The sequence below is a fragment of the Arthrobacter sp. BC5 genome (assembly GCF_056680255.1).
The window spans coordinates 165,492-189,285 of the sequence record NZ_CM155273.1 but is presented as its reverse complement, the minus strand read 5'-3'; the positions used below and the strand labels follow the sequence as shown (position 1 = coordinate 189,285).

Annotated in this window: 20 protein-coding genes; 11 read left to right on the top strand and 9 right to left on the bottom strand. The window is 71.1% G+C overall.

Features of this window, described 5'->3' with window-relative positions; translation table 11 throughout:
• Positions 1-16: 16 nt before the first annotated feature.
• Positions 17-511, bottom strand: a complete 495-nt coding sequence (locus tag AC1MFI_RS00685) for a metallopeptidase family protein (protein WP_400484688.1) — start codon at positions 509-511, stop codon at positions 17-19.
• A 126-nt stretch (positions 512-637) separates the two neighbouring features.
• On the opposite strand from AC1MFI_RS00685, the gene AC1MFI_RS00680 reads away from it, so the two are divergent.
• The 4 genes from AC1MFI_RS00680 to AC1MFI_RS00665 all read left to right on the top strand — a co-directional run bounded on the left by AC1MFI_RS00680 (position 638) and on the right by AC1MFI_RS00665 (position 4,334).
• The gene (locus AC1MFI_RS00680) at positions 638-1,024 is read left to right on the top strand and encodes a DUF3499 domain-containing protein (RefSeq protein WP_479818807.1); all 387 of its coding nucleotides are present in this window, start codon (positions 638-640) and stop codon (positions 1,022-1,024) included.
• 108 nt (positions 1,025-1,132) lie between these two features.
• Positions 1,133-1,327 (top strand): Trm112 family protein, encoded by a 195-nt coding sequence (locus AC1MFI_RS00675; protein WP_479818805.1) that lies wholly within the window; start codon positions 1,133-1,135, stop codon positions 1,325-1,327.
• A gap of 52 nt (positions 1,328-1,379) precedes the next feature.
• On the top strand, positions 1,380-2,879 hold the full coding sequence (gene ahcY, locus AC1MFI_RS00670; RefSeq protein WP_479818803.1) for an adenosylhomocysteinase: 1,500 nt from the start codon (positions 1,380-1,382) through the stop codon (positions 2,877-2,879).
• A 144-nt stretch (positions 2,880-3,023) separates the two neighbouring features.
• Positions 3,024-4,334 carry a L,D-transpeptidase gene (locus AC1MFI_RS00665; protein ID WP_479818801.1) on the top strand — a complete coding sequence of 437 codons (1,311 nt, stop codon included), beginning with the start codon at positions 3,024-3,026 and terminating at the stop codon, positions 4,332-4,334.
• Between the two features lie 55 nt (positions 4,335-4,389).
• Here AC1MFI_RS00665 and AC1MFI_RS00660 read toward each other — a convergent pair whose 3' ends face one another.
• Positions 4,390-5,244 carry a helix-turn-helix transcriptional regulator gene (locus AC1MFI_RS00660; protein WP_479818799.1) on the bottom strand — a complete coding sequence of 285 codons (855 nt, stop codon included), beginning with the start codon at positions 5,242-5,244 and terminating at the stop codon, positions 4,390-4,392.
• Between the two features lie 135 nt (positions 5,245-5,379).
• Between AC1MFI_RS00660 and AC1MFI_RS00655 the strand changes: the two genes are divergently transcribed.
• Positions 5,380-5,640 carry an Atu4866 domain-containing protein gene (locus tag AC1MFI_RS00655; protein WP_479818797.1) on the top strand — a complete coding sequence of 87 codons (261 nt, stop codon included), beginning with the start codon at positions 5,380-5,382 and terminating at the stop codon, positions 5,638-5,640.
• On the opposite strand, the gene AC1MFI_RS00650 is transcribed toward AC1MFI_RS00655, so the two are convergent.
• Together AC1MFI_RS00650 and AC1MFI_RS00645 are read right to left on the bottom strand one after the other, a co-directional pair.
• Positions 5,641-6,411, bottom strand: a complete 771-nt coding sequence (locus AC1MFI_RS00650) for an Atu4866 domain-containing protein (protein WP_479818795.1) — start codon at positions 6,409-6,411, stop codon at positions 5,641-5,643.
• A gap of 188 nt (positions 6,412-6,599) precedes the next feature.
• Positions 6,600-7,400, bottom strand: a complete 801-nt coding sequence (locus AC1MFI_RS00645; RefSeq protein WP_479818794.1) for an RDD family protein — start codon at positions 7,398-7,400, stop codon at positions 6,600-6,602.
• Between the two features lie 150 nt (positions 7,401-7,550).
• On the opposite strand from AC1MFI_RS00645, the gene AC1MFI_RS00640 reads away from it, so the two are divergent.
• A complete protein-coding gene (locus AC1MFI_RS00640) occupies positions 7,551-8,543 on the top strand; it encodes a stage II sporulation protein M (protein ID WP_479818792.1) in 993 nt (330 codons plus the stop codon).
• A gap of 105 nt (positions 8,544-8,648) precedes the next feature.
• Positions 8,649-10,013: a TIGR01906 family membrane protein gene (locus tag AC1MFI_RS00635; RefSeq protein WP_479818790.1), complete on the top strand. Its 1,365-nt coding sequence runs from the start codon at positions 8,649-8,651 to the stop codon at positions 10,011-10,013.
• Here the strand turns inward: AC1MFI_RS00635 and AC1MFI_RS00630 are convergent.
• On the bottom strand, positions 10,010-11,851 hold the full coding sequence (locus tag AC1MFI_RS00630; RefSeq protein ID WP_479820956.1) for an AMP-dependent synthetase/ligase: 1,842 nt from the start codon (positions 11,849-11,851) through the stop codon (positions 10,010-10,012). The two genes, AC1MFI_RS00635 and AC1MFI_RS00630, sit on opposite strands and share 4 nt — an antisense overlap.
• Before the next feature lie 43 nt (positions 11,852-11,894).
• Positions 11,895-13,367 (bottom strand): dolichyl-phosphate-mannose--protein mannosyltransferase, encoded by a 1,473-nt coding sequence (locus AC1MFI_RS00625; protein ID WP_479820954.1) that lies wholly within the window; start codon positions 13,365-13,367, stop codon positions 11,895-11,897.
• Positions 13,368-13,803: 436 nt separating this feature from the next.
• Here AC1MFI_RS00625 and rsmI point away from each other — a divergent pair, with 436 nt between their 5' ends.
• Both rsmI and AC1MFI_RS00615 read left to right on the top strand, forming a co-directional pair.
• Positions 13,804-14,625, top strand: coding sequence for a 16S rRNA (cytidine(1402)-2'-O)-methyltransferase (rsmI, locus tag AC1MFI_RS00620; protein WP_479820952.1), 822 nt, complete (start codon positions 13,804-13,806; stop codon positions 14,623-14,625).
• 147 nt (positions 14,626-14,772) lie between these two features.
• Entirely contained in the window at positions 14,773-16,254 is a 1,482-nt protein-coding gene (locus AC1MFI_RS00615) for an NAD-dependent succinate-semialdehyde dehydrogenase (protein ID WP_479818788.1), read from the top strand.
• A 54-nt stretch (positions 16,255-16,308) separates the two neighbouring features.
• Here the strand turns inward: AC1MFI_RS00615 and AC1MFI_RS00610 are convergent, their stop codons facing one another.
• Genes AC1MFI_RS00610 through AC1MFI_RS00600 form a run of 3 tightly spaced genes read right to left on the bottom strand, consistent with a single transcriptional unit; the run spans position 16,309 to position 21,325 of the window.
• Entirely contained in the window at positions 16,309-18,732 is a 2,424-nt protein-coding gene (locus tag AC1MFI_RS00610) for a transglutaminase TgpA family protein (protein ID WP_479818786.1), read from the bottom strand.
• Positions 18,729-20,255: a DUF58 domain-containing protein gene (locus AC1MFI_RS00605; protein WP_479818784.1), complete on the bottom strand. Its 1,527-nt coding sequence runs from the start codon at positions 20,253-20,255 to the stop codon at positions 18,729-18,731. Before AC1MFI_RS00605 ends, AC1MFI_RS00610 begins: the two co-directional genes overlap by 4 nt.
• A 44-nt stretch (positions 20,256-20,299) precedes the next feature.
• Positions 20,300-21,325: an AAA family ATPase gene (locus tag AC1MFI_RS00600; protein ID WP_479818782.1), complete on the bottom strand. Its 1,026-nt coding sequence runs from the start codon at positions 21,323-21,325 to the stop codon at positions 20,300-20,302.
• A gap of 185 nt (positions 21,326-21,510) precedes the next feature.
• Between AC1MFI_RS00600 and AC1MFI_RS00595 the strand changes: the two genes are divergently transcribed.
• Complete coding sequence (locus AC1MFI_RS00595; protein ID WP_479818780.1) at positions 21,511-22,497, top strand: TatD family hydrolase; 987 nt, start codon at positions 21,511-21,513, stop codon at positions 22,495-22,497.
• Positions 22,498-22,897: 400 nt separating this feature from the next.
• Positions 22,898-23,791 (top strand): 16S rRNA (adenine(1518)-N(6)/adenine(1519)-N(6))-dimethyltransferase RsmA, encoded by an 894-nt coding sequence (gene rsmA, locus AC1MFI_RS00590; protein ID WP_479818778.1) that lies wholly within the window; start codon positions 22,898-22,900, stop codon positions 23,789-23,791.
• The last annotated feature ends 3 nt before the right edge of the window (positions 23,792-23,794 follow it).

Sequence of the window (23,794 nt, the reverse complement as noted above, 5' to 3'; positions counted from 1 at the left end):
GGAAGGCCGGCCGCGGTCAGGCCTGCGAGCGGCCGTAGGCGGGATCGACGGCTTCCGGCGCAAGGCCCATCAGTTCGGCGGTCTGCTCGACGACGACGTCGTGCACGAGCTCGTTGACCGGCAGGAGGGCGCGCGCCGCCATGAGCACGGGGTGGCGGTAGATGGTGATGACCGCGGGCCGACCGGGCGCCGCGGGGGAGCAGGAGCCCAGCAGGCCCCGCAGCGTCTCGGGCGTCATGTCCTCGAGGCCGTCGGGGATCTCCTGCACCACGATCTGCAGGTCCTGGATGCGTTCGCCCCACAGGCGCTCGAGGCGTTGCGCCGACTCCATGACCCAGTCGTCGAACTGCTCGGACCGCGTGCGGGAACCCGGCAGGTGCTGGGGGAGCAGCTCCCCGCGCATGCCGCGTCCACGCCGGTTCCGCCGGCGCTCGTAGAACGACCGCGCCGGACGTCTTCCCGAGGACGTCGGATCGGTCAGGTTGACCGAGAAAGTGGAAGCATCCTGCATGTAAAGACTGTAAGCCTTGGGCCTTCCTCCCGCACTCCCGAAACAGCCCGCCGTGCCGATGCCCACCGGTGCCGCGGTGCGCGTCGGAACCACCGGGGCGTCCGAACCCCGGTAGGCTTTCCGATCGTGGGATCACTCCGTCAATGCTCCAGATCAGCCTGCCAGCGGGCGGCTGTAGCCACGCTCACCTATGTCTACGGTGATTCGACGGCGGTCCTCGGCCCCCTCGCGACCTATGCCGAACCCCACACCTACGACCTGTGCGCCGTCCATGCCGGGCGCCTGACGGTGCCCCGCGGCTGGGAGGTGGTGCGGCTGACGCTTCCTGACGCGGCTCCCGAGCACAACTCGGACGATCTCCTGGCCCTCGCTGACGCGGTGCGCGAAGCGGCGGCGGAGCCGTCCTCCGACCAGCAGCCGGTGGGCAAGCGCGGCAGCAAGGCCCCGATGGAGCCACCGGCCGGCGTTCCGGGCCCGCGGCGCGGCCACCTCAGGATCCTGCGCGATCCCTGACGGACCGCCCGAGGAAGAGATTGCCAGGGGCATCCCGATGACCGCCGCCGGAGGCTCCCGCGCTAGACTTGGAGGCAGAATCCCGTCCCTTCCGAGCGAAAGCTTCCCATGGCGAACCTCCCAGCACGGCTGCTCGATGTCCTCCGCTGCCCGGTCACCGGGTCGCAGCTCGTCCAGGACGGCGCCGTCCTCACGTCGTCCGCCCCAGGGCCCGACGGCGAACCCCTCACCTACGGCCTCGTCGAGGGCATCCCGGTCCTCCTCCGCACCGAACCGCACGGCGGCACGGTCTCGGCCTCATAGCGCCCCCGCGCACCCCTCCGAACTCCCCGAACTCCAGCTAGGAACAGCCACCATGACGTTCGACTTCAAAGTTGCCGACCTCTCACTCGCGGAGGCGGGCCGCCACCAGATCCGCCTCGCCGAGCACGAGATGCCCGGGCTCATGGCCCTGCGGCGCGAGTACGCCGAGGCCCAGCCCCTCGCGGGCGCCCGGATCGCCGGTTCGCTCCACATGACGGTGCAGACCGCCGTCCTCATCGAGACCCTGACGGCCCTCGGCGCGGATGTCCGCTGGGCCTCCTGCAACATCTTCTCGACCCAGGACGAGGCCGCGGCGGCCGTCGTGGTCGGCACGGGCACGGTCGACGAGCCCGCGGGCGTCCCCGTCTTCGCCTGGAAGAACGAGACGCTCGAGGACTACTGGTGGACCGCCACGCAGATCCTCACCTGGCCGGGCCAGGCGGAGGGACTCGGCCCCAACATGATCCTGGACGACGGCGGCGACGCCACGATGCTCGTCCACAAGGGTGCCGAGTTCGAGGCGCTCGGAGCGGTACCGGCGAACCCCCAGGAGGGCGACGCCGACTACTCGCACGAATACACGGTGTTCCTCGACACCCTCCGGTCCACCATCGGGTCCGAGCCGCAGAAGTGGACGGCCATCGCAGCCGGCATCAAGGGCGTGACCGAGGAGACGACCACGGGCGTGCACCGCCTGTACCAGCTCGCAGCGCAGGGCAAGCTCCTCTTCCCGGCCATCAACGTCAACGACTCCGTCACGAAGTCGAAGTTCGACAACAAGTACGGCATCCGCCACTCGCTGCCCGACGGCCTCAACCGTGCAACGGACGTGCTGATCGGCGGCAAGGTCGCCGTCGTCTGCGGGTACGGCGACGTCGGCAAGGGCGCGGCCGAAGCGATGCGCGGCCAGGGCGCGCGCGTGATCGTCACGGAGATCGATCCGATCTGCGCCCTGCAGGCCGCCATGGACGGGTACCAGGTGGCCAAGCTCGAGACCGTCCTCGCGCAGGGTGACATCTTCATCACGACCACCGGCAACAAGGACGTCATCATGGCCCGCCACATGGCGGGCATGAAGCACCAGGCGATCGTCGGCAACATCGGCCACTTCGACAACGAGATCGACATCGCCGGTCTCGCCCGCATCCCCGGCGTCGAGAAGATCGAGATCAAGCCCCAGGTCCACGAGTGGGTCATCCCCGCGGACGAGGCCGAGGGCGTGGAGCGGCACTCCATCATCATGCTGTCCGAGGGGCGCCTGCTGAACCTCGGCAATGCGACCGGCCACCCCTCGTTCGTCATGAGCAACTCCTTCGCGAACCAGACGATCGCCCAGATCGAGCTGTACACGAAGTTCGAGCAGGACGACGCCGAGGGCAACCGCGAGTACGAGAACGAGGTCTACGTCCTGCCGAAGATCCTCGACGAGAAGGTGGCCCGCCTGCACCTGGACGCCCTCGGCGTGGAGCTCACCGAGCTGACGAAGGGCCAGGCGGAGTACCTCGACATCGATGTCGCCGGGCCGTACAAGCCCGAGCAGTACCGCTACTAGGTCGGGATCCTTCGGCCGCCGCCGGTGCCTCCCGGGTACCGGCAGCGGCCGAATCGTTGTGGAAACCGCCCTCCGCCTGCACGGTGCGCCCCGCGCTCGTCGCGTACTATCGCTTCCGGGGCAGCTACATCGGAGGGCAAGCGCATGCGCATGAAGCAGGAGTCGAGCACGGCAGCGGCACGCCGGCGGGGCTGGAAGTTCGCGGCGATCGGTGCGGCGGCGGTCGTCGTCGTCGGAGGCGGTGTGGGTATCGCCACGGCATCGCCGTGGAACGACGACGTGACGCCGTCGTCCTCGTCGTCGCCGTCCTCGCCTGCGTCGACGTCCCCGACCGCCACGCCGCAGCCCGGGACACCCGGGAGCGCAGCTCCGGATGCCCCCGCCGCGCAGGCGGACGGCGGGTACACGGTGGGCCTGACGCCCACGGACGAGACACTGGCGGTCAACCCGGCGACCGTCGCAGCCGTCACGGTCGAGGGCGCCACGCTCGACGCCGTCGAACTGGTGCCCCGTGCCGGCGGCACGCCGATCGCCGGCACCATCTCGGCGGACGGCGCCAGCTGGGCCGCGACGCAGCGGCTCGCCTTCGACACCGACTACCTCTTCTCCTACACGGTGATCGATGCCGAGGGCCGGCCCCAGCGGGAGACGACATCCTTCACCACGGTCCAGCCCGCCAACGAGGCCGATGCGTCCATGTTCCCGCTCGACCGCAGCACCGTGGGCACGGGCCAACCGCTCGAGTTCTCCTTCAGCGAGCCGGTCACGAACCGGGATGCGGTGGAAAAAGCCATCACCGTGACGAGTACGAGTGGCCAGCCCGGCGCCTTCTACTGGCTGTCGGACACGAAGGTCCGGTACCGGCCCGAGACGTTCTGGGCGCCCAACAGCACGATCACCGTCGAGCTGAACCTCTTCGGCGTCGACTTCGGCAACGGCATGATCGGCAACGCCGACAGGACGCTCACGGTGAAGACGCACAACACGCGCCTCGCCGTCGTCGACAACGACACCAAGACCATGAACGTCTACCTCGACGGCAAGCTGGACCGCACGTTCCCCATCACGCTCGGCACCGAGGAATGGCCCTCCACCGAGGGCTACATGGTGGTCATGGAGCACTACGAGACCACGAGGTTCACGGCCGAGTCGATCGGGCTGAAGCCGGGCGATCCCGCCTACTACCCGCCCACCGTCGTCAACCATGCGAGCCGCCTGAGCAACGGCGGGGCCTTCGTCCATGAGGCATTGCCCGCGGCGCAGGTGGCCCTCGGCAACTTCAACGTGTCCCATGGGTGTATCGGCATGTCGCCCGAGGGAGCCGAGTACTTCTACAACACCTTCGGCCCCGGGGACGTGGTGCAGATCCTCAACACGGACTACGGGCCCATGTACGTCTGGGACGGCTTCGGGGACTGGAACGTGCCCTGGAACGAATGGGTCAACCAGCCGTAGCGTCCCCGGGGGGAGGCTCCGCCGGCCCGCGCAGCGATGCCCGGACCCCAGATCCCTACACCTCGTGCTCCCTCTGCGGCTGCGGGCCTCGGGCCCGGCGCGTCGCAGTGAGCGAACCCAGGAGTTCCAGGGCGTCCGAACTCGGGCTGCCCGGCTCGGCGTGGTAGACGAGCAGCTGCTGGCCGGGCGTGCCCCCGACGTCCAGGGTCTCGTAGTCCAACGTGACCTCCCCGACGTCCGGATGCATGAAGTGCTTCGCTCCCTGCGTCTTCGCGCGCACCTGGTGCTTCTGCCACATCGCCCTGAACTCGTCGCTCTCACGCACGAGCTTGCGGACGATCTGCGCCACGCGTCCCCGGGAGGACGATAATCCCTCGGCGAGTCGGAGCGCCGCGACGCTGTGCTCGGCCACCTGCTCCCAGTCCCGGTAGAACGTCCTCGCCTCGGGGGTGAGGAACACTCCGGCAACGAGGTTCTCGGCGTGGGCGATCCCGGAGAAGAAGCTTCCGGCGATGCGGTTCTCGGCCAGCACGTCGAAGGTCCGGTTGACGATGAGTGCGGGTTGGGACGCCCAGGTCCCGATCAGTCGTGCGAGGTGCGCAGTGACAGCCTGACCGGTGGGCCGCGCGAGAGGCGCTTCCAGGCCCGCCAGACGGTACATGTGTGCTTTCTCGTCCTCGGTCAGCATGAAGATCCGGGCCAGGGACTCCAGTACCTGGGCGGAGGGGTGCTTCTCCCTGCCCTGCTCGAGGCGTGCGTAGTAGTCGGCGCTGATACCGGCGGTCGACGCGACCTCCTCCCGCCGCAGGCCGCTCACCCGGCGCGGTCCGTAACTCCGCAGACCCAGTTCCCCGGGCTGGGTGGCTGCACGCCGCACCCTGAGGTAGGAGCCAAGGGCTGATTCGGTCATGGACTGAAGCCTAGGCCCACCGAGGGGCGTCAGCGTGGGTGCAGCACACCCACGCTGACGCCACGGACTCCTCCTACTGTTGGAACGATGCGGCGAACGACCACCGAAGGCCGCGGCAGAGACAGGAGAAGGATCATGGAAACCTCAGGACTCGCCGGTTCCGACGTCGTGGGCATGTGGGTGACGGCCGACGGACACATCCGCCAGGAACTGCTTCCCAACGGCCGTTACGACGAAGCCCGAGGCACCAGGCGCAGCGCCTACACCGGGACCTACAAGGTCACCGGATCCCATCTCGACTATCGGGACGACACCGGTTTCACCGCGACCGGCGACATCAGGGACGGAGTGCTCTACCACGAGCACCTGGTGCTGTTCCGCGAGACCCGAGGCTGACTACCCGCGGTCCAGCCGGTACATCACGTGGTGCAGGCGGTTCCCCAGGAAGTCGCCGAAGGCCCAGAAACCGAGGTCATCCAGGTAGTCGATGCGCGTGCCATCGATCCAGAAACGTCCCTGGTAGGCATGCGGACGGCCTCCCCGGGTCTCGTCGTAGCGGCCGTCCGCGGTGAGCTCCTGGTGAAGGAAGTCGTTCTCGTCGATCCACAGACCCAGGTAGGGACTGTCGCTGAGGTCCTGCGGTGCGGTGCTCGTGCCGGAACCGTCCGACGGTGTGCGGAGGTCCGTGAAGTCCCACCGCACGATCTCTCCCCTGGAGAAGAGCGCCAGAACCTTCTCGGGGGCGTTGATGAGCGTGTCGGCGGCCTGCGTGATGGTACCGGCGAACTCCGTGGGGATGACCGCGAGGTCCATGGAGTTGCCGGACGTGATGGTTCCGGTCCGGTCCGTGCGGGCACTGCGCATGCCGAGCAGCGCCAGAGCGTCGACGACGGCCGGCACGATCGTCATCCCCGCGCAGTCGATGAGGATCATGCCGTCGTCCCCGGCGGCGGTGAGGAGGCCCGGCCCGACCCCGTAGATGGTCTGCCCGCCGTAGAGGACGTCTCCCAGCGGGAAGTCGCCGGTTCGCGGGTCGAGGGTGAGGACCGTCCCGCCGGTGAGCAGGGCGAAGTGCTGCCCGCCGCCGTGGCCCGTGAGGGTGTGGAACGCTTCGGCGTTCCAGGCCGGAGCGAAGGATGTCCGGTCCGCTGTGTTCTGGGTGCTCATGAGATATTCCGTCTTCCTGATGGCGAGGTACGGCCCGCAGTGGGCCTTCTACGGTGTGCCCGTCTCGCTCCAGGAGTGGACCGAGCGGACATTCATCAGTGTCGGCAGTACGGGGGCGAGCAGGAAGGCAGTGTTCCACCCGGGGTGTGGAACACCCCGGGCCGTCCACTGCCACGACGGCCTCGCCCCTAGCTGAAAGGCAGGGTGTGGAGCCTTCGCGCCGTCGCTTCGGTCCGCTCGCGCTGGCGCATCATCGCGCCGTACTCGCGATCCCGGCGGGCGGCGATGACGGCGTGCAGGAAATCCTCAGGGTGCGTGTCCCCGGGCGGCGGGGGTGAGACGTGGTGGCTCGCCTCGGCCGCGAGGTCCAGGGACAGCGCCTGCCGCGCCTGCGGGGTGAGGCGCGGAGCCTGCGCGAGGAACTGCGACATCCTGCGGGCCAGGGAGTCGGGGAGGCGTCCTATGTCGGCTGTCTCCGACCAGCCCTGGAGCCGCGGCGGCATGGCAGCGAGCGCGCGCGGCCTGGCCACGACGCGCTCCCGCAGGGCGTACGTCCCGGCCAGCAGGTCCCCGAGGCGCTTGGAGCGTTCGTTGAACAGGGACACGAGGAACGCGAGCGATCCTCCCAGCATGTAGATCTCGAGGATGGCCAGCATGCCGCGGATGAAGGCGTGGCGGAAGCGGATCGCTCCGCCGTCGTCGCGCACGATCCTCAGGCCCATCACGAGGCGCCCCAGCGACTTGCCGCGCGTGAGGGTCTCGACGGTCACCGGGACGACGACGAGGAGCAGCACGACGGTGGCCAGCAGGAGCGCCGTGGTGAGCGCGGGATCGAGGACACCGCCGAAGACGTTCCCGATCAGCAGGAGCATCAGTACCGCGAGGATGACCTGCGCGATGATGTCGATGATGATGCTCAGCCCGCGGGCGGCGAACCCTGCCGGCCTGAGTTCGAGGACGACGGCCTCGCCGGTGACGACCGAACTCATGTTTCCCCCTGGTCAATGCTGGTGACGCGATGCCGGTGCAGCCCAGCCTAGCGCCGGCGGAGCCACTGGTGGTGCCGGGCCAGGACGGCGGCGCGGGTGCGGAAACGTCGTTCCGGGCCGGAGCGGCGGCCGGACTATAGGGTGGGGCGCATGGACGTGGACGCATTCATCGCCGTGCACCGGAGCGACTGGCAGCGCCTGGATGAGCTCGTGGGGCGTCGCCAGCTCGACGGCGCGGAATCGGACGAACTGCTCGTGCTGTACCAGCGCGTGTCGACGCACCTGTCGATCATCCGCTCGGTCGATGCCGAGAGCGCCCTGTCCGGTGCCCTGTCCATGCGCCTGTCCCGTGCGCGGACCCGGTTCACGGGTGCGAGGTCCAACGGGATGGAGGACATCGCCCAGTTCTTCGTGTTCTCCCTGCCGGCGGCCTTCTACCGGATCCGATGGCTCACGGTCGTGATCGGCGTGCTCTTCGTCGCCGTGGCATCGCTCTACGCACTGTGGGTGGTCGACACTCCCGGCGTCATCCGCGCCCTCGGCACGGACGAGGACCTCCGCCGCTACGTGGAGGAGGACTTCGTCAACTACTACTCCGAGAATCCCGCCGCTTCCTTCGCGGGGCTGGTGTGGACGAACAATGCATGGATCGCGCTGCAGGCGGTCGCCTTCGGGATCACCGGGATCTGGCCGGCCTTCATCCTGTACCAGAATGCCCAGGGCATCGGGATGGCCGCCGGGATGATGGCGTCCTACGACCGGCTGGACGTCTTCTTCCTCTACATCCTGCCGCACGGTTTCATGGAGCTCACGGCGATCTTCATCGCCACGGCCGCCGGCCTGCGCATCTTCTGGGCCTGGGTGTCCCCGGGGCGCAGGCTCCGGTCGGTCGCCCTCGCCCAGGAGGGGCGTGCCCTGATCACGGTGGCGCTCGGCCTGGTGCTGGTGCTGCTCGTCTCGGGCCTCGTGGAGGGCTTCGTGACGCCGAGCACGCTCCCGCCGTGGCTCCGCCTGACCATCGGGTTCCTGGTCTTCGCGGCCTACTGGGCATACACCCTGATCCTCGGACGGCGCGCCGTGGCGGCAGGGCACCAGGGCGATCTCGGCGTCGTCGACCGGGGTGACGCCGTCGCCACCGCCTGATGCGGGGTCCGGGCGCGGGGAGCCTCCCGGCCGGGCCCGCCCACGCCCGGTAGTGTCGAAGGCGCCGGGCCAGCGCCGGTGGGCACCAGACGAGGAGACAGCGCAGTGGCAGAGACCGACAGCACCCGTTCAACCGCTTCCGGCGCCCGGCGCCCGAACGACGACCCGGCGATACGCCCGGCAGAGGCCCCGGGGGTTTCCCCGGAGCAGGAGGGCAGCTCGGTCCCGGGGGTCGCGCAGCGCCACAACCTGCCGATGCGGAAAGCGGGCACCCTGCCCGACCTGTCGCGGGTGCGGGACGGCGGCGGGGACCACGAGCGGCAGGTCGGGGACGACGGCGTGGGCCGCACCGACTCCGGCGAACACGCCGGCCGTGCTGACGGCGGGGACCACGAGCGGCAGGTCGGGGACGACGGCGTGGGCCGCACCGACTCCGGCGAACACGCCGGCCGTGCTGACGGCGGGGACCACGAGCGGCAGGTCGGGGACGACGTGCGTCCGACGACCGGGGGAGACGGGACCGGTGACGGCACCGATGGCGGGCCCGGGGGCAGGCCCGAGACCGAGCAGGGGGACCACGGGCAGCCCGATCCTCAGGAGGACGAGGGGCGGCCCGACCGCCCGGGAGGCGCGACGGCCGTGGGCGCGGAGGAGCCCTCCACGGACACGGCGGCGCTCTCGGTCCGCCCTCCGGACGAGGAGGCAGCCCGCCGGGCAGCGGTCCGGGATCAGGCCGTGGCCGCGAAGCCCGCCCTGGCACGGTTCCTGCAGGTCGTCGTCGCGCTCTTCTTCCCCGTCATCGTGGTGGCCGCGGCCGTCCGTGCCGTCGCGTCGTCGTCGTTCCTGTGGCTCGAGTACCACCGCCCCGGGTTTCCCGCCGACCAATACGGCTTCTCGCTGGATGACCGCATGACCTACGGGTCCTACGCCCTCGACTACGTCCTGAACTTCGCGCCGCCGCGCTACCTGGGCGGCCTCGTGACGCCGGAGGGCGAGCCGCTCTTCCTCGAGTCCGAGGTGGGGCACATGGCCGACGTGAAGGGCGTGCTGGGCCTGTCCTTCGCCATCGCCCTGGTGCTCTTCGTGCTGGCCGTCCTGGCGTGCGCCTACCTCGCCCGGCGGTACAAGGGCGGTGTCCGCCGGGCACTGTTCTCCGGTGCGGTCCTGACGCTGGTGGGCATCGTCGCGCTGGCCGTGCTCGCGATCCTCGCCTGGCAGACCTTCTTCACGCAGGTGCACGCCCTGTTCTTCGCCGAGGGCACCTGGACGTTCCGGGTGGACGACACGCTGATCCGGCTGTTCCCCGAGCAGTTCTGGACGGATTCCGCCATCACCGTCGCCGTGCTCGTCCTGGCGGCGGTCCTCCTCACGCTCATCCTCACCTGGCCCACGAAGGCCCGGCGGGACCGGTCGATGCTGGCGCAGGACGCCCTGCGATCGCGCTACCGCGGAGACCTCGACGCGGCCTAGCGCTTGGCGGAACCGTACAGGTCCTCGAGGGCGTCCGCGCAGTCGGCGACGACGGCCGCGCGCTTGAGCTTCAGCGTGGGGGTCAGGTGCCCCGATTCCACCGTGAACTCGACGTCGAGCACCGTGAAGCGCCGGATCTGCTCGGCCCGGGAGACGGTCGCGTTCGCGGCGTCGACGGCGGCCTGCAGGTCGGCGAGCACCTCGGTGTCCGTCGCGGCCTGCTCGGCCGTGAGGCCCGGCTTCCCGTGCGCCGAGGCCCAGGGCCCGAGGGCCTCGCGGTCCAGGCTGACGAGGGCGCCGATGAACGGCTTGCCCTCGCCCACCACGACCGCCTGGGACACGAGCGGGTTCTCGCGGAGCTTCTCCTCGAGCGGACCGGGCGCCACGTTCTTCCCGGCGGCGGTCACGAGCAGGTCCTTCTTGCGGCCCGTGATGGTCAGGAAGCCGTCCTCGTCGAGGACGCCGAGGTCCCCGGTGCGGAAGTAGCCGTCATCGGTGAACGCCTCCGCCGTGGCGGCGTCGTTGCGGTGGTACCCGGCGAAGATGCCGGTGCCCTTCACCTGGACCTCGCCGTCGTCGTCGAGGCGGACGCTCGTGCCGGGCATGGGGATGCCCACCGAGCCGACGCGGGTCAGGGGCACCGTGTTCACGGTGCACGGCGCGGTGCTCTCCGTCAGGCCGTAGCCTTCCTGGACCATGATGCCGGCGCCCCGGAAGAAGTGGGCGAGGTGCTCGCTGAGCGGACTGGCGCCGGAGACCGTGTAGGTGACCTCACCGCCGAAGACGGCGCGCAGCCGGGGGTAGAGGATGCGGTCGAAGACGGCGTGCGAGGCGCGCAGGGCGGGGGAGGGCCCGCGCCCTCCGCGGCCCCGTGCATCGACGGCCCGTGAGTAGGCGACGGCGGTGCGCTCGGCTGCCGCGAAGAGCCTCCCCTTGCCGGATTCGGCGGCACGACGGCCGGCGGTCGCGTGGATCTTCTCGAAGATGCGGGGAACGGCCAGGAGGAATGTGGGCCGGAAGGTCGTCAGGTCCTCGAGGAGCTGGGCTGCGGAACCGGAGTGCGCCAGCTTGATGCCGCCGGTGAAGCACACCACCTGCACCGCCCGCGCGAGGACGTGGGCGAGGGGCAGGAACATGAGGGTCCGGGCGTTCTCCTGCTTCAGGAACTCGGGCAGGAACTCCAGCGTGTTGACGGCGAACAGTGCGAAGTTGCCGTGGGTGATCACGCAGCCCTTGGAGCGCCCGGTGGTGCCCGAGGTGTAGACGATCGACGCGGGGTCCGCGAGGCCGCGGGAGGATCTCGCCGCTTCCAGTGCGTGGTCGGTCACCGCGGCACCGCCCTCGGTGAGCGAGGCGAGGGTCTCGTCCCCGCCGGACCCGTCGCCGGTCAGGCGCACCACGGTGGTGGCGTCCGCACGGCCCGCGCGTCCGGCGGCGTCGAGCACGGTGTCCGCCTTCTGCTGGTCCTCCACGAAGACCACCGAAGGCTGCGCGTCCTCGAGGATCCAGGCCACCTGGTGTGCCGAGGACGTCTCGTAGATCGGGACGGTGACGGCCCCGGCGAACCAGATGGCGACGTCGGCCAGGGTCCACTCGTAGCGGGTCTTCGACATCACCGCGACGGCGTCCCCGGGCCGCACCCCGCGTGCCACCAGGCCCTTGGCCAGGCCGGACACCTGCTGCAGGAACTCCGCGGCCGTCACGTCCTGCCACCGGCCGTCCGACCGCACCGCGTACAGCGCGTGCTGCGGGTCGGCGGTGGAGGTGCGCAGGAGGAGGTCGGTGGTGTTGCTGGTCGGTGGAAGCCCGACCAGGAGTTCCGTGATGGCTTCGCGCACCATTGCTCGCTTTCGTTGGGGAAGGGTCGGGTGGGCCCGGGCCCTAGATCCAGCTCGGCAGCCACATGCGCGTGCGCCACTGGTCGTAGGTGATGATCTCGGCCGTCCAGATGGGCAGGAAGTAGGCCGACAGCGCGACGGCGACTGCCAGGAAGACCCCCACCAGCACGATACCCCGCTGCCGCCGGGCCCGGCCGGCGTCCGGCCCGCCGAGCACCAGGCCGAGGCAGTAGACCAGGGACAGGACGAGATACGGCTCGAAGGCCACGGCGTAGAAGTAGAAGGTGGTGCGTTCCGGGTAGAGGAACCATGGGAGGTAGCCGGCGGCGACGCCGGTCAGGATCGCCGCGGCGCGCCAGTCGCGGCGACCCAGCCAGAAGAACAGCAGCACGATCAGCGACAGCGCCGCACTCCACCAGATGAGCGGGTTGCCGAGGACGGTCACGGCCTGCGAGCAGGCATCGGCCCCGCAGCCGGCGGGCTTCTCGTAGAAGAACGACGTCGGGCGCCCCATGACCAGCCAGGACCACGCGCTCGCCTCGTAGGGGTGGTCCGAGCCGAGGCCCTGGTGGAACGTGTAGGCGCTGCGGTGGTACTCCGCGAGCGAGCGCAGGCCGTCCGGCACCCAGCCCCACTGCTCCGACGGGTTCCGCCCCGCCCAGGTCCGGTCATAGGCGCCCTCCGAGAGGAACCAGCCCGTCCAGGTTCCCAAATAGGTCAGCAGCGCCACGGGCACGAGGCAGGCGAAGGCGAGCGGGCCGTCCTTGGCCGCACCTGCGAGGAACCAGTGGTGCACGCCGGCGATACGCCGGGCGCTCATGTCCCAGGCCACGGTCAGGAGCCCGAAGGCCGCGATGAACGGCAGGGCGGACCACTTGGTGCCGAGCGCCAGTCCCAGGCACACCCCCGCGACGAGGCGCCAGGGCCGGAACCCGAGGAAGGGCCCGTAGGACAGCCCGCGCGCGGAGGGCAGCCCGTCGTCCCGCCGTCCCGCCAGCGCGGCGAGGCGGCGGGCCAGGCGGCGCCTGCCGTCGTCGCGATCCAGCAGGAGCGCCGCGAAGGCGGAGAGCAGCCAGAAGCTCAGGAAGATGTCGAGCAAAGAGGTGCGTGATTCGACGATGTGGTGGCCGTCGACGGCGAGGAGGAGCCCGGCCGCGGCGCCCAGGAGTGCCGAGCCGAACATCCGCTGGGCGACGAACGCGAGCAGCAGCACCGAGAGCGTGCCGATCACCGCCGCCGAGAAGCGCCAGCCGAACGCATTGTCGGAACCGAACAGCAGCATCCCGAAGGCGATCATCCACTTGCCGACGGGCGGGTGCACCACGTAGTTCGCGGTGTCGAGCAGGACGTCGGGGTTGCCGGCGTTGAACGATTCGTTGGCCTTCTCGGGCCACTCGCGCTCGTAGCCCGACTGCAGCATCGAGTAGGCGTCCTTGACGTAGTACGTCTCGTCGAACACGAGCGAGCCGGGCTCGCCGAGCCGTACGAAGCGCAGCACCCCGCCGATCAGCGCCATGGCGAGCGGGAGGATCCAGCGCAGGGCCCCGCCCGGGGCGGCGGCGCCGAGGAGCCGGGCCGCCAGGGCATCGCGCGTGTAGGCGTGCGCCGGAGCGACGACCCAGGATCCGCCCTCGTTCGGGCTGTCCCGGCGGGGACGGACGGCGGTGTGGCTCACGCTGTCATGCTACCGGCGGACCCTGCGCGGTCCCGGCAGGTGGGCCGGCCGCCACTCCGGGTTCCTCGCCGGCGGTGGCGGCTAGGCTGGTGCGGTGAACCAGCCATACGACGCCGCCAGCCCCGACCTGCCCGACGAGGACCCTTTCGAGCGCGAGGATCAGGGTCCGGACGCCGACCAGGACCTGGCCGATTCCGTGGGCACCGCCGAAGAAGGGACCCGGGCTCCCGTCACGGCGTACCGCGGCACCGCCGGCGACGGCAGCGGGCGGGGGCGCATCGTCCTCGCGGCGACGCCGATCGGGAACATGGGAGACGCGACCGAGCGTCTGATCGGCCTGCTGCACACCGCCGACGTCGTCGCGGCCGAGGACACCCGGCGCCTCCACCGCCTGGTGCAGGCCCTCGGCGTGACCGTGACGGGTCGGGTGATCAGCTACCACGAACACAACGAGACCGAGCGGACGCCCGAACTGCTCGACCTGGTGCGCGACGGCGCCACCCTGCTGATGGTGACCGACGCCGGCATGCCCTCGGTCTCCGATCCGGGCTACCGGCTCGTGGAGGCGGCAGTGGCCGAGGGCCTCGACCTGACGGCGGTGCCGGGCGCATCCGCCGTCCTCGCGGCACTCGCGCTGTCCGGCCTGCCCACCGACAGGTTCTGCTTCGAAGGGTTCCTGCCGCGGAAGCCCGGGGTCCGCGCCGGGCGCCTCGCCGACCTCGCCGCCGAACGCCGCACCATGGTGTTCTTCGAAGCGCCCCACCGCATCGAGCCGATGCTCCGCTCGCTGCAGCAGGTGTTCGGCTCGGAGCGCCAGGCGGCGGTGGCCCGCGAGCTCACCAAGGTGCACGAGCAGGTGGTCCGGGGCTCCCTCCTCGAGCTGCTGCAGTGGGCCCAGGCGAGCGAGGTGCGCGGCGAGATCGCCGTCGTCGTCGCCGGAGCGCCGGAGGCGCCGCCCTCACGCCCGGAGGACCACGTGGCCGACGTCAACGCGCTGATCGACGGCGGGATGAGGCTCAAGGATGCGGTGGCGGCCGTGTCGGCGGAGACGCGCGTCAGCAAGCGCGAACTCTATGCAGCGGTGATCGCCGCGCGCTGATCGACACCTCGCGGCACTGTGCAGGTGTCCAAAGGAAGCGCGGACGGGCCGTGCATCCTTCACTGGACACTGCTTCTCGGCCGGGACTAGCGTGATCGGGAATGTCCCCCTCGGGACGCGCCCCGACACTTCGCGAAGGAGCCCACTATGGCTGTCACGGCCGAGCAGGAGAAGGCAGTACTCGACAAGGTGCCCACCGGGCTGCTCATCGACGGACAGTGGCGGGCGTCGTCCTCCGGTGCCACGTTCGACGTCGAGGACCCGGCGACCGGCCGCACCCTCCTGACCCTCGCCGACGCCACGCCCGAGGACGGCATGGCGGCACTGGACGCAGCGGTCGCCGCCCAGGCGGACTGGGCCCGTACGGCGCCCCGCGAGCGGGGCGAGATCCTGCGGAGGGCCTTCGACCTGGTCACCGCGCGGGCAGACGAGTTCGCCCTGCTGATGACGCTCGAGATGGGCAAGCCGCTCGCCGAGGCGCGCGGCGAGGTCACGTACGGAGCCGAGTTCCTGCGCTGGTTCTCGGAGGAGTCCGTCCGCATGTCGGGCCGCTACTCCACGTCCCCCGACGGCAGGTCGCGGCTGCTCGTGAGCAAGAAGCCCGTGGGCCCCTGCCTGCTCATCACGCCGTGGAACTTCCCGCTCGCCATGGCCACGCGGAAGGTCGCCCCGGCGATCGCCGCCGGCTGCACGATGGTGCTCAAGCCCGCGAACCTCACGCCGCTGACCTCTTCCCTGTTCGCGACCGTCCTGCAGGAGGCCGGCCTTCCCGCCGGCGTGCTCAACATCGTCAACACCACCACCGCGGGTGACGTCACGGGACCGCTGATCGAGGACCGGCGCCTGCGCAAGCTCTCCTTCACCGGTTCCACCCCGGTCGGCCGCAGTCTGCTCGCCGCGGCGTCGAAGAACGTGCTGCGGACCTCCATGGAACTCGGCGGCAACGCACCGTTCCTCGTCTTCGAGGACGCCGACCTCGACGCGGCGGTCGACGGCGCCATGCTGGCGAAGCTCCGCAACATGGGCGAGGCCTGCACGGCGGCGAACCGCTTCATCGTCCACGAATCGGTGGCCGACCGCTTCGCCGCCGCCCTGGCCGAGCGCATGGATGCCATGACCCCGGCGCGCGGTACGGAGGACGGGTCCAAGCTCGGCCCGCTGATCGACCAGAAGAGCCGCGACAAGGTGCACGAGCTCGTGACGGCCGCCGTCGGTGACGGCGCGCAGGCCGTGACCGGTGGCGCCCCCGTCACGGGTGACGGCTACTTCTACCAGGCCACGGTCCTCAAGGGCGTGCCGCGGACCTCCCGGATCATGCAGGAGGAGATCTTCGGTCCCGTGGCGCCGATCATCACGTTCAGCACCGAGGACGAGGCGGTGGACCTGGCCAACGACACCGAGTACGGGCTCGTGGCCTACGTCTTCACCCGCGACCTCAACCGGGGCCTCCGCCTCGGCGAGCGGCTGGACACGGGCATGATGGGCCTCAACGCGGGCGTCGTGTCCAATGCCGCCGCGCCCTTCGGCGGGGTCAAGCAGTCGGGCCTCGGCCGCGAGGGCGGCGCGGAGGGCATCGAGGAGTACCTCTACACGCAGTACGTGGGCATCGCCGACCCCTACGCGTCGTAGCGCGGGGTCAGCGCGGGGTCCGCGTTCTGTGCGCGGATCGAGCACGGACGGACGTCATCGGTGCGGGTGGTCGCGGAAGCGGTTGAGCAGGGACTGCGGGAACAGGCGGGCCCTGATCCTCCGGGACCAGGGACTGCCGCCCCGGAGCGCGTGCCTGACGGCGTCGACGTCCTCCCACCGCGGCGGTGCCACCCGGCGCGCGAGCGTCGGGACGGGCCGGAAGGGGCCGCCGGCCGGTGCGACGTCGGCGTGTTCGGCGTACTCCTCGTACTCGTAGGCGGTCCTGAGCCTGCCCAGGGACGTCGCGGGTCCACCCTCCAGCCCCGCATCACGCAGGAGGCGCCCGGCGAAGGTGCGGGGCGTGTCGGTGGGCTCGAGCGGGTAGCCGTAGTCGCCGGCCAGCTCGGTCGTCTCGGCCCACGCGGCGGTGGCGGCACCGTGGCTGTCCGCGGTGGAGTCGGTCATGCCGCTGACCTCGACGGCGCGGCGCCTGGACCGGGTCCTCACCGACCGCAGGAGGAGCGGAAGGAGTGCCAGGAGCGCTATCCCTCCGACGGCGAGCAGGCCCGCCATGGGTCGTGCCTCGTCCTGCGGACCCGCCGCCCGGGGATCGTCGGCGTTCTCCGATGCCTCGGCGCTCGGGCCCGTCAGGCCCGCTCCGCCCAGGGCCCCGCCGGGGTTCAGGGCATCCGTGTCGTCCGCGCGGGGCCCCACCGGTGAGAACGCCCGCTGGGCGTAGGTCGGGACGACGCCGCGGGACGGCGTCGGCTCGAACTGGACCCATCCCACGCCCTCGAAGTACAGCTCGGGCCACGCGTGGGCGTTGCGCGAATCGACCACGAACTCGCGCAGCTCCGTCCCCTCGGGGCCCTCCTCCGTGTCGCCCGTGGGGCTGCCCGGCGTGTACCCGATGGCCACCCGGCTGGGGATCCCGGCAGCACGCGCCATGACGGCCATGGTGCCGGCGTAGTGGACGCAGTAGCCGGACTTGGATTCCAGGAAGCGGGCCATCACGTCCATGCCGCTGCCGTCGTACCCGCCGTCCACCGGGGCCTCCACGGAGTACGTGAACTGGGCACCACGCAGGTAGCTCTGGATCGCCAGGGCCTTGTCGTAGGGGTTCACGAACTCGCCGGCCACCTCCTCGGTCGTCGAGCGGACGATCTCCGGGGTGTCCTCGGGTAGCTCCGAGAAGACCTCCGGGACGAGCTCGGGCTCGGAGGGTCCGATGGTGCCGAGGCCCTCACGCGTGAGGGCGGCCGCGCGGCTCTCGACGACGTACTCCTGGCGCGCCGTGGACCCTCCGTCGGTGGCGAGGATCGAGAGGTTCGCCGGGTCCCATTCCCAGTTCCCGGAGAGGTTGCTGATCCCGACGGGCGCGTAGGGGGAGAGGAGCCAGGGGCTCGCGTAGCTCTGCGTCGTGATGCGCGTGAACACGGTGCTGCTCTCGGGCGGGCTCACCGGGGTGCCCTCCTCCGCGCCGATCTCGGCGACGCCCCCTTCGCGGTCGTCGATCCTCTGGTCCGGTTCCCACCGCCGTCCGCTGAAGTCCTCGAGGGTGACCGCGCGCAGGTAGAGGGGCGCATCCGAGTTGGTGGAGTAGGTGATGCGCCCGAAGCCCGTGGGATTGCGCAGGTCGTTGCCGAGCGTCACTGCGGGGTTCAGGCCCGTGGCGCTGCCCCAGACATTCATGCGCGCTCCCTGCGGAAAGGCACCGGAATTGAAGCCCGGGATGAACAGCGGCAGGATCACGGTCACGGCGAGCGCCGCCGCGCCGATGATCGCGCTGCGACCCGCGAAGCCGGAGGACGCCCGGGTGCCACCGGCCGCTATGCGGTTCTCACGCCATTGCGCGAGCGCGAGCAGCAACAGGAACGCGAGGACGGTGGTGATGAACGCGAACATCCCGACACCGTTGGGCTTCACGATGGCCGGGGTGATCATGACGGTGAGGAGCCCGAGCCCGGCGGCCGCGGGCATGTGCATCGTCGTCGAGAAGACGTCCACGATGATGGCGATGAGCCCCAGCGCCGCGCAGATCACGAGGAAGATGCCGGCGCCGGGCAGCACCGGGGCCACCTGGGAGACGACGGTCTCCTCGGCCTGCGCGAGGAGGCGCCGGAGCTCGAACGACGTGCCCGGCCCGGGGACGACGCCGAGGATGCTCTGCCGCGGGAAGAACTGGGCGGTGAGGGCGCCGACGAGCGCGAGGACGCCCACGAGCGCCGAGAGGACGCCGCCCAGGCGGAGGGTCCGGGTCAGCGCCATGGCCAGGAGCACGGGGACGAGCGTGCGCAGGACGGGGGACAGCCAGGCCCACGGCTCCACGACGCCGTTCAGGCTGGTCGCCGCCGCGAGGACCGCGAGGAGGGACGCCCCGGTGACCGCCCAGTGCCACGGGTCGGCGAGGGGGGCGCCGGAGGCGGGCGACGGCGCGGGCGTGGCGGCGGGCGCCGGGCGGGAGAGTGTCGAGGTCATGCCGGTTCCCTGTGGGTGGTGTCCCGTGCGGTGGCACGGGAGGCGCGGATCGGTCCTGGGGACTGCGACGACGGCGAGGGCCCGGTGGACGTCGCGTGCACCGCGTTCCCGAGCCCGGCCCAGACTGCGGGCAGGTGCGCCGCGGGGGAGGCGGCTGTGGCGTGCCAGCCGGCTGCGCGCAGGATGTCGAGCTGCCGCTGGGAGTCGGCGGGCCGCTCGGTGGTGATGATGGCGTAGCACGCCGAGCCGTAGTCGGCCGCCGAGGCCAGGGCCCGAGCCTCCTCGCTGGTGATCGTCCCGAGGACCGCGATGAGGGGGCCGCGGTGCCGTGTCGTGGCGAGCTTGTCCAGGAGATCGTCCCCGTAGGCGGCGTGCGGCGCTTTCTGGGCGGTCTCGGCGGTGGAGCGGCGGATGCGCTGCGCGGCACTGCGCGCCAGCTCGCCTGCCCGCACCATGGTGCTGCCACCGGTCTCGTCCGCCCCTGTGCGGCGCCCGGTCTCCGGAGCGAGTTCGAGGGCGGCGAGCCCCTCCGCGATGCCTGCCACGGCGCCCTGGCCGTGGTGCTCCTCGTCGGACGGGAACGGCGCGGACGGCGAGTGCAGCAGCGCGGGAGCGCCCTGGTGGTCGAGGAACCGCAGGACGTAGTTGCGCTCCAGCAGGTGCGCGCTGATGGACATCACCGCGGTGACGGCCCACTCGAAGGTGGGTGAGGTCGACAGGCCGTTACCGCCGTCGACGCCGAACGCCGCGCTGAACCCGGTGCTGAAGCCGTGGTGCCGCTGGTCCATGAGCAGGGTGGCCTGCGGTGTGGTCACGGACTCCTCCTGCCGCACCATGAGCTCGCTGTGGCGTGCCGTCGCGGCCCAGTGGACCCGGCGCATCGAGTCCCCGTGCCGGTACTCGCGCGTCATGACGTCGTCGTCGCTCGGGTTGGCCTGGCGGCGCGTGGCGGCCATGCCGTCACTGCCCCGGGAGCCGGAGAGGGCGGAGGCGAGCAGCTCGACGGGGGCCGGCGTGACCACGAGGGCGTCCGTGCCACCGAGCACGTGGCGGGACTTGCCGAGCCCGAAGGGATCGGTGAACTCGGCCGTGACGGGGCCGATGTCGTAGACGCCGCGCGATGCGGAGCGGAGCCGGTACTCGTAGAGGGAGACGCCCTCGCGTGTCGGGTTGCGCGACGGGTAGGTGAACTGCGGTGCCTGCCCGAACCGCGCGGGGAGCCGCTCCTCCATCGAGATGCTCGCCCCGCCGGCCACCGATGCCGTGAGGGACAGCGTGACGGTCGTCGTCGAGCCGATCTCCATCGACTGCGGCTGGAAGCGGCGGCCCACCGCGAACCGCGGCTTGACGATCCTCAGCACGAGGACCGAGACCAGCGGCAGCGCCAGGAGCAGGACGCCCACGTACAGGAGGTCGCGGCGCCCGAGGACCTGCGCGAACAGCAGTGCGACCACGGCGGTGAGGACGAAGCCCCACCCGCGCACGGTGAGGATGCGCGAGGGGAGCCTGTCGAGGAGTGCCATCTGGATCCGCCGGGGCTAGGAGGGACGTGTGCCGGGGGTGGGAGTCATCGCCGCTGCGCCTCGCGGGCCACCGGCACGCGCGACAGGACGTCCCGCACGATCGTCGACGCCGTCTCGCCGGCGCTGGTGGCCTTGCGGTCGAGCAGGAGACGGTGGGCGAGCACGGCGTCGGCGATGGCCGCGATATCGTCCGGGAGGACGAAGTCCCGGCCCTCGAGGGCGGCGCCCGCCTTCGCCGCCCGGAGGAGCTGCAGCAGGGAACGGGGGCTGGCACCGAGCCGCAGCCGCGGGTGCTCCCGCGTGGCGCGGCCGATGGCCACCGTGTAGTCCTTGACGGCCGGCGAGACGTAGACGCCGCGGACCTGGCGCATCATCGAGGCGATGTCCGCGACGCTCGCCACCGGGCGGATCGCCGCGAGCGGCGACACCGACTGGTGGCTCTCGAGCATGTCGGCCTCCGCGTGCGCATCCGGGTACCCCATGGAGATCCGCGCCATGAAGCGGTCGCGCTGGGCCTCGGGGAGGGGATAGGTGCCCTCCATCTCGATGGGGTTCTGCGTGGCGACCACCATGAACGGCTCGCCGAGCGAGTGGGTGTGCCCGTCCACGGTCACCTGGTGCTCCTCCATGCACTCCAGGAGGGAGGACTGCGTCTTGGCGGACGCGCGGTTGATCTCGTCGCCGATCACGATGTTCGCGAAGACCGGACCGGGCCGGAACTCGAAGCGGCGGGAGTCCTGGTTGAAGATCGAGACCCCGGTGACGTCGGAGGGCAGGAGGTCGGGGGTGAACTGGATGCGGTTCACGGTGCAGTCGATGGTCCGTGCGAGGGTCTTCGCCAGCATGGTCTTGCCGACGCCGGGCACGTCCTCGAGGAGCAGGTGGCCCTGGGCCAGCAGTACCGTGAGGGCGAGCCGCGCGGCTTCGGGCTTCCCGTCGATCACCGTGTCGATGGAGTGCAGGATCCGCGTGCTGATGTCGTGGAATCTGGCTCCGGGAACGTCCGGCTCCGCTGGTCCCGCCAGTCGTGGATCCGCTGCGACCTCGGCGATGTTGTGCTGGACGTCCATGGGTACCTTCCATGCGTGCGGCTGCGGTGGCTGGCGGCGGCCTGACGGCCGGACGATCGACACGCAGTGGACGGCTGCGGCCTGCCTGCGCGAGGCAGGGCAGGCCGCAGCTGAATGATTCAACAGGTTACTAGCTCAACTTGCTCCCCGGGGGATAAGTTCCGCACCGGAACTAGTCTTGAAGCATGTGTAACAGCGCAGCAGGCGTCCGGCATCCCTACGAGGCGGGGGAGACCCCACCGGCGTACCGGGAGCCGGCAGGCACGGCAGGCACGGACGGCGGCAACGGCACCCCGGGCAACACCAGCGACGACGGCGCGGCCGAGGCGCGACGGCGCCGGAAGGGCGGTTACCCGCCGCTGCCGGAACCGCTGCCCGTTCCCGTGATCGACAACCACACGCACTTCGACTTCCGTGAGGGATCGGTGGAGGTGTCCATCACGGAGGCCCTCGACGCCGCCGAGGCCGCCGGGGTCAGGGGGGCTGTGCAGGTGGGGACGGACCTGGCGTCGTCGCGCTTCACCGCCGCCGTCGTCGAACAGGACGCACGGCTCCTCGGCGCGGTGGCGCTGCACCCCAATGACGCGCCCCTGCTGGCGGAGGCCGGGACGCTCGAGGACGCGCTCGGGGAGATCGAGCACCTCGCCGCCGGTCCGCGCGTCCGCGCGCTCGGCGAGACGGGACTCGACTACTTCCGGACCGGGGAGGGCGGCCGCGGGAGCCAGCTCACGTCCTTCCGCCGCCACCTGGACATCGCCAGGCGGCTGGGCAAGGCGCTGCAGATCCACGACCGCGACGCCCACGACGACGTCGTGGCCACCCTCCTCGCCGACGGCGCCCCGGAGCGCGTGGTGCTGCACTGCTTCTCCGGCGACGCGGGCCTGGCCCGGATCTGCAACGAGCACGGCTGGTACATGTCCTTCGCCGGGACGGTGACCTTCAGGAACGCCGACAACCTGCGGGAGGCACTGCTCGTCGCCGACCCCGCCCTCGTGCTCACCGAGACCGACGCCCCGTTCCTCACGCCCCATCCGCATCGAGGCCGCCCGAATGCCGCCTACATGGTGCCCTACACGGTGCGCGCCATGGCCGGGATCCTCGACACCGGCCTCGACGCCCTCTGCGCCCGGCTGACCGAGAACACCGAGGCCGTGTACGGCAGCTGGGACTGACGCCCGGCCTCCGCACGGCACCACGGACCGTCAGGGCACGAGTAGTTCCCGGTGGGGTACCGCGTACCGGCCTCCCCAACTGGGGTGGCGGGCACTGGTGCCCGGGAGCGCACCGTGTTCGTACTGTGTGGGCAGGGAAAGCGAGGTCCGCCAGCCACCGTGCTGTCGCCGGCCCGCCTCTTAGTACCGTCCTTCTCTTGAGACCGGAAGACGGCGGTGCGTCCGGCAGGGTCCCTCCCCCCAGCAGGGACTCTGCCCCCGAGTGGGTCGGCGGCGCCGGAAGCCCTCCTGAGACCAGGGCTTCCATCCGGCGCCGTCGACTCCCGGGAACGGTCAGGCTGCGGGAGGCGGACCGGGCGCGTGCACCAGGTCCTTCCGGCAGGACCGATACGATGACGGGGTGACATCGCCCCCTGCCGCCGGCCCGCCCGCACCCCTCTTCGGAGCCGCCGACATCCGACGCCTCGCGGCCGAGGTGGACATCCGCCCCACCAAGACCCTCGGGCAGAACTTCGTGATCGACGGCAACACCATCCGCCGGATCGTCGCCGCAGCGAACCTCGGGACGGACGAGACGGTCCTCGAGGTGGGCCCCGGGCTCGGGTCCCTCACGCTCGGGCTGCTCGACGCCGCCGAGCGGGTGGTCGCGGTCGAGATCGATCCCGTCCTCGCGCGGAAGCTGCCGGGCACCATCGCCCAGTGGCGGCCGGAGCGCGCAGCCTCCCTCGACGTCGTCCTCGAGGACGCCCTGCGCGTCACCGAGCTGCCGCAGGACCCCACGGCGCTCGTGGCCAACCTGCCCTACAACGTCGCCGTTCCCGTGGTCCTCAACCTCCTCGAACGCTTCCCCTCCCTCCGCCACGGCCTCGTGATGGTGCAGGACGAGGTGGCGGACAGGCTGGCGGCTCCTCCCGGCTCGAAGACCTACGGTGTCCCGTCGGTCAAGGCAGCCTGGTACTCGAGCATGTCCAAGGCCGGCGTCATCGGCATGAACGTGTTCTGGCCCGCCCCGAAGATCGCCTCGGGCCTGGTCCGCTTCACGCGCCGCGAACCCCCGGCCACCACCGCCACGCGCGAGCAGGTGTTCGCCGTGATCGACGCCGCCTTCGCCCAGCGCAGGAAGACCCTGCGGGCCGCGCTCGCGGGCTGGGCGGGGTCGCCCGTCCTGGCGGAGCAGGCGCTGCGTGCGGCGGGAGTGGACCCCACCGCCCGCGGCGAGGTGCTCGACGTCGTCGCCTTCGCCCGCATCGCGGAAGCACGCGCACAAGCGGCGGGCGTCCCCGACGCCAGCTGAACG

Excerpts from the sequence above, each read along its gene's own strand:
- AC1MFI_RS00655 (WP_479818797.1), top strand. The coding sequence starts at position 5,380 with ATGGAAACCTCAGGACTCGCCGGTTCCGACGTCGTGGGCATGTGGGTG.
- AC1MFI_RS00645 (WP_479818794.1), bottom strand. The coding sequence starts at position 7,400 with ATGAGTTCGGTCGTCACCGGCGAGGCCGTCGTCCTCGAACTCAGGCCG.
- AC1MFI_RS00675 (WP_479818805.1), top strand. The coding sequence starts at position 1,133 with ATGGCGAACCTCCCAGCACGGCTGCTCGATGTCCTCCGCTGCCCGGTC.
- AC1MFI_RS00595 (WP_479818780.1), top strand. The coding sequence starts at position 21,511 with ATGTGTAACAGCGCAGCAGGCGTCCGGCATCCCTACGAGGCGGGGGAG.
- AC1MFI_RS00685 (WP_400484688.1), bottom strand. The coding sequence starts at position 511 with ATGCAGGATGCTTCCACTTTCTCGGTCAACCTGACCGATCCGACGTCC.
- AC1MFI_RS00625 (WP_479820954.1), bottom strand. The coding sequence starts at position 13,367 with ATGGCGCTGATCGGCGGGGTGCTGCGCTTCGTACGGCTCGGCGAGCCC.
- AC1MFI_RS00600 (WP_479818782.1), bottom strand. The coding sequence starts at position 21,325 with ATGGACGTCCAGCACAACATCGCCGAGGTCGCAGCGGATCCACGACTG.
- AC1MFI_RS00650 (WP_479818795.1), bottom strand. The coding sequence starts at position 6,411 with ATGAGCACCCAGAACACAGCGGACCGGACATCCTTCGCTCCGGCCTGG.
- AC1MFI_RS00610 (WP_479818786.1), bottom strand. The coding sequence starts at position 18,732 with ATGACCTCGACACTCTCCCGCCCGGCGCCCGCCGCCACGCCCGCGCCG.
- AC1MFI_RS00640 (WP_479818792.1), top strand. The coding sequence starts at position 7,551 with ATGGACGTGGACGCATTCATCGCCGTGCACCGGAGCGACTGGCAGCGC.
- AC1MFI_RS00615 (WP_479818788.1), top strand. The coding sequence starts at position 14,773 with ATGGCTGTCACGGCCGAGCAGGAGAAGGCAGTACTCGACAAGGTGCCC.
- AC1MFI_RS00660 (WP_479818799.1), bottom strand. The coding sequence starts at position 5,244 with ATGACCGAATCAGCCCTTGGCTCCTACCTCAGGGTGCGGCGTGCAGCC.
- AC1MFI_RS00605 (WP_479818784.1), bottom strand. The coding sequence starts at position 20,255 with ATGGCACTCCTCGACAGGCTCCCCTCGCGCATCCTCACCGTGCGCGGG.
- ahcY (WP_479818803.1), top strand. The coding sequence starts at position 1,380 with ATGACGTTCGACTTCAAAGTTGCCGACCTCTCACTCGCGGAGGCGGGC.
- AC1MFI_RS00665 (WP_479818801.1), top strand. The coding sequence starts at position 3,024 with ATGCGCATGAAGCAGGAGTCGAGCACGGCAGCGGCACGCCGGCGGGGC.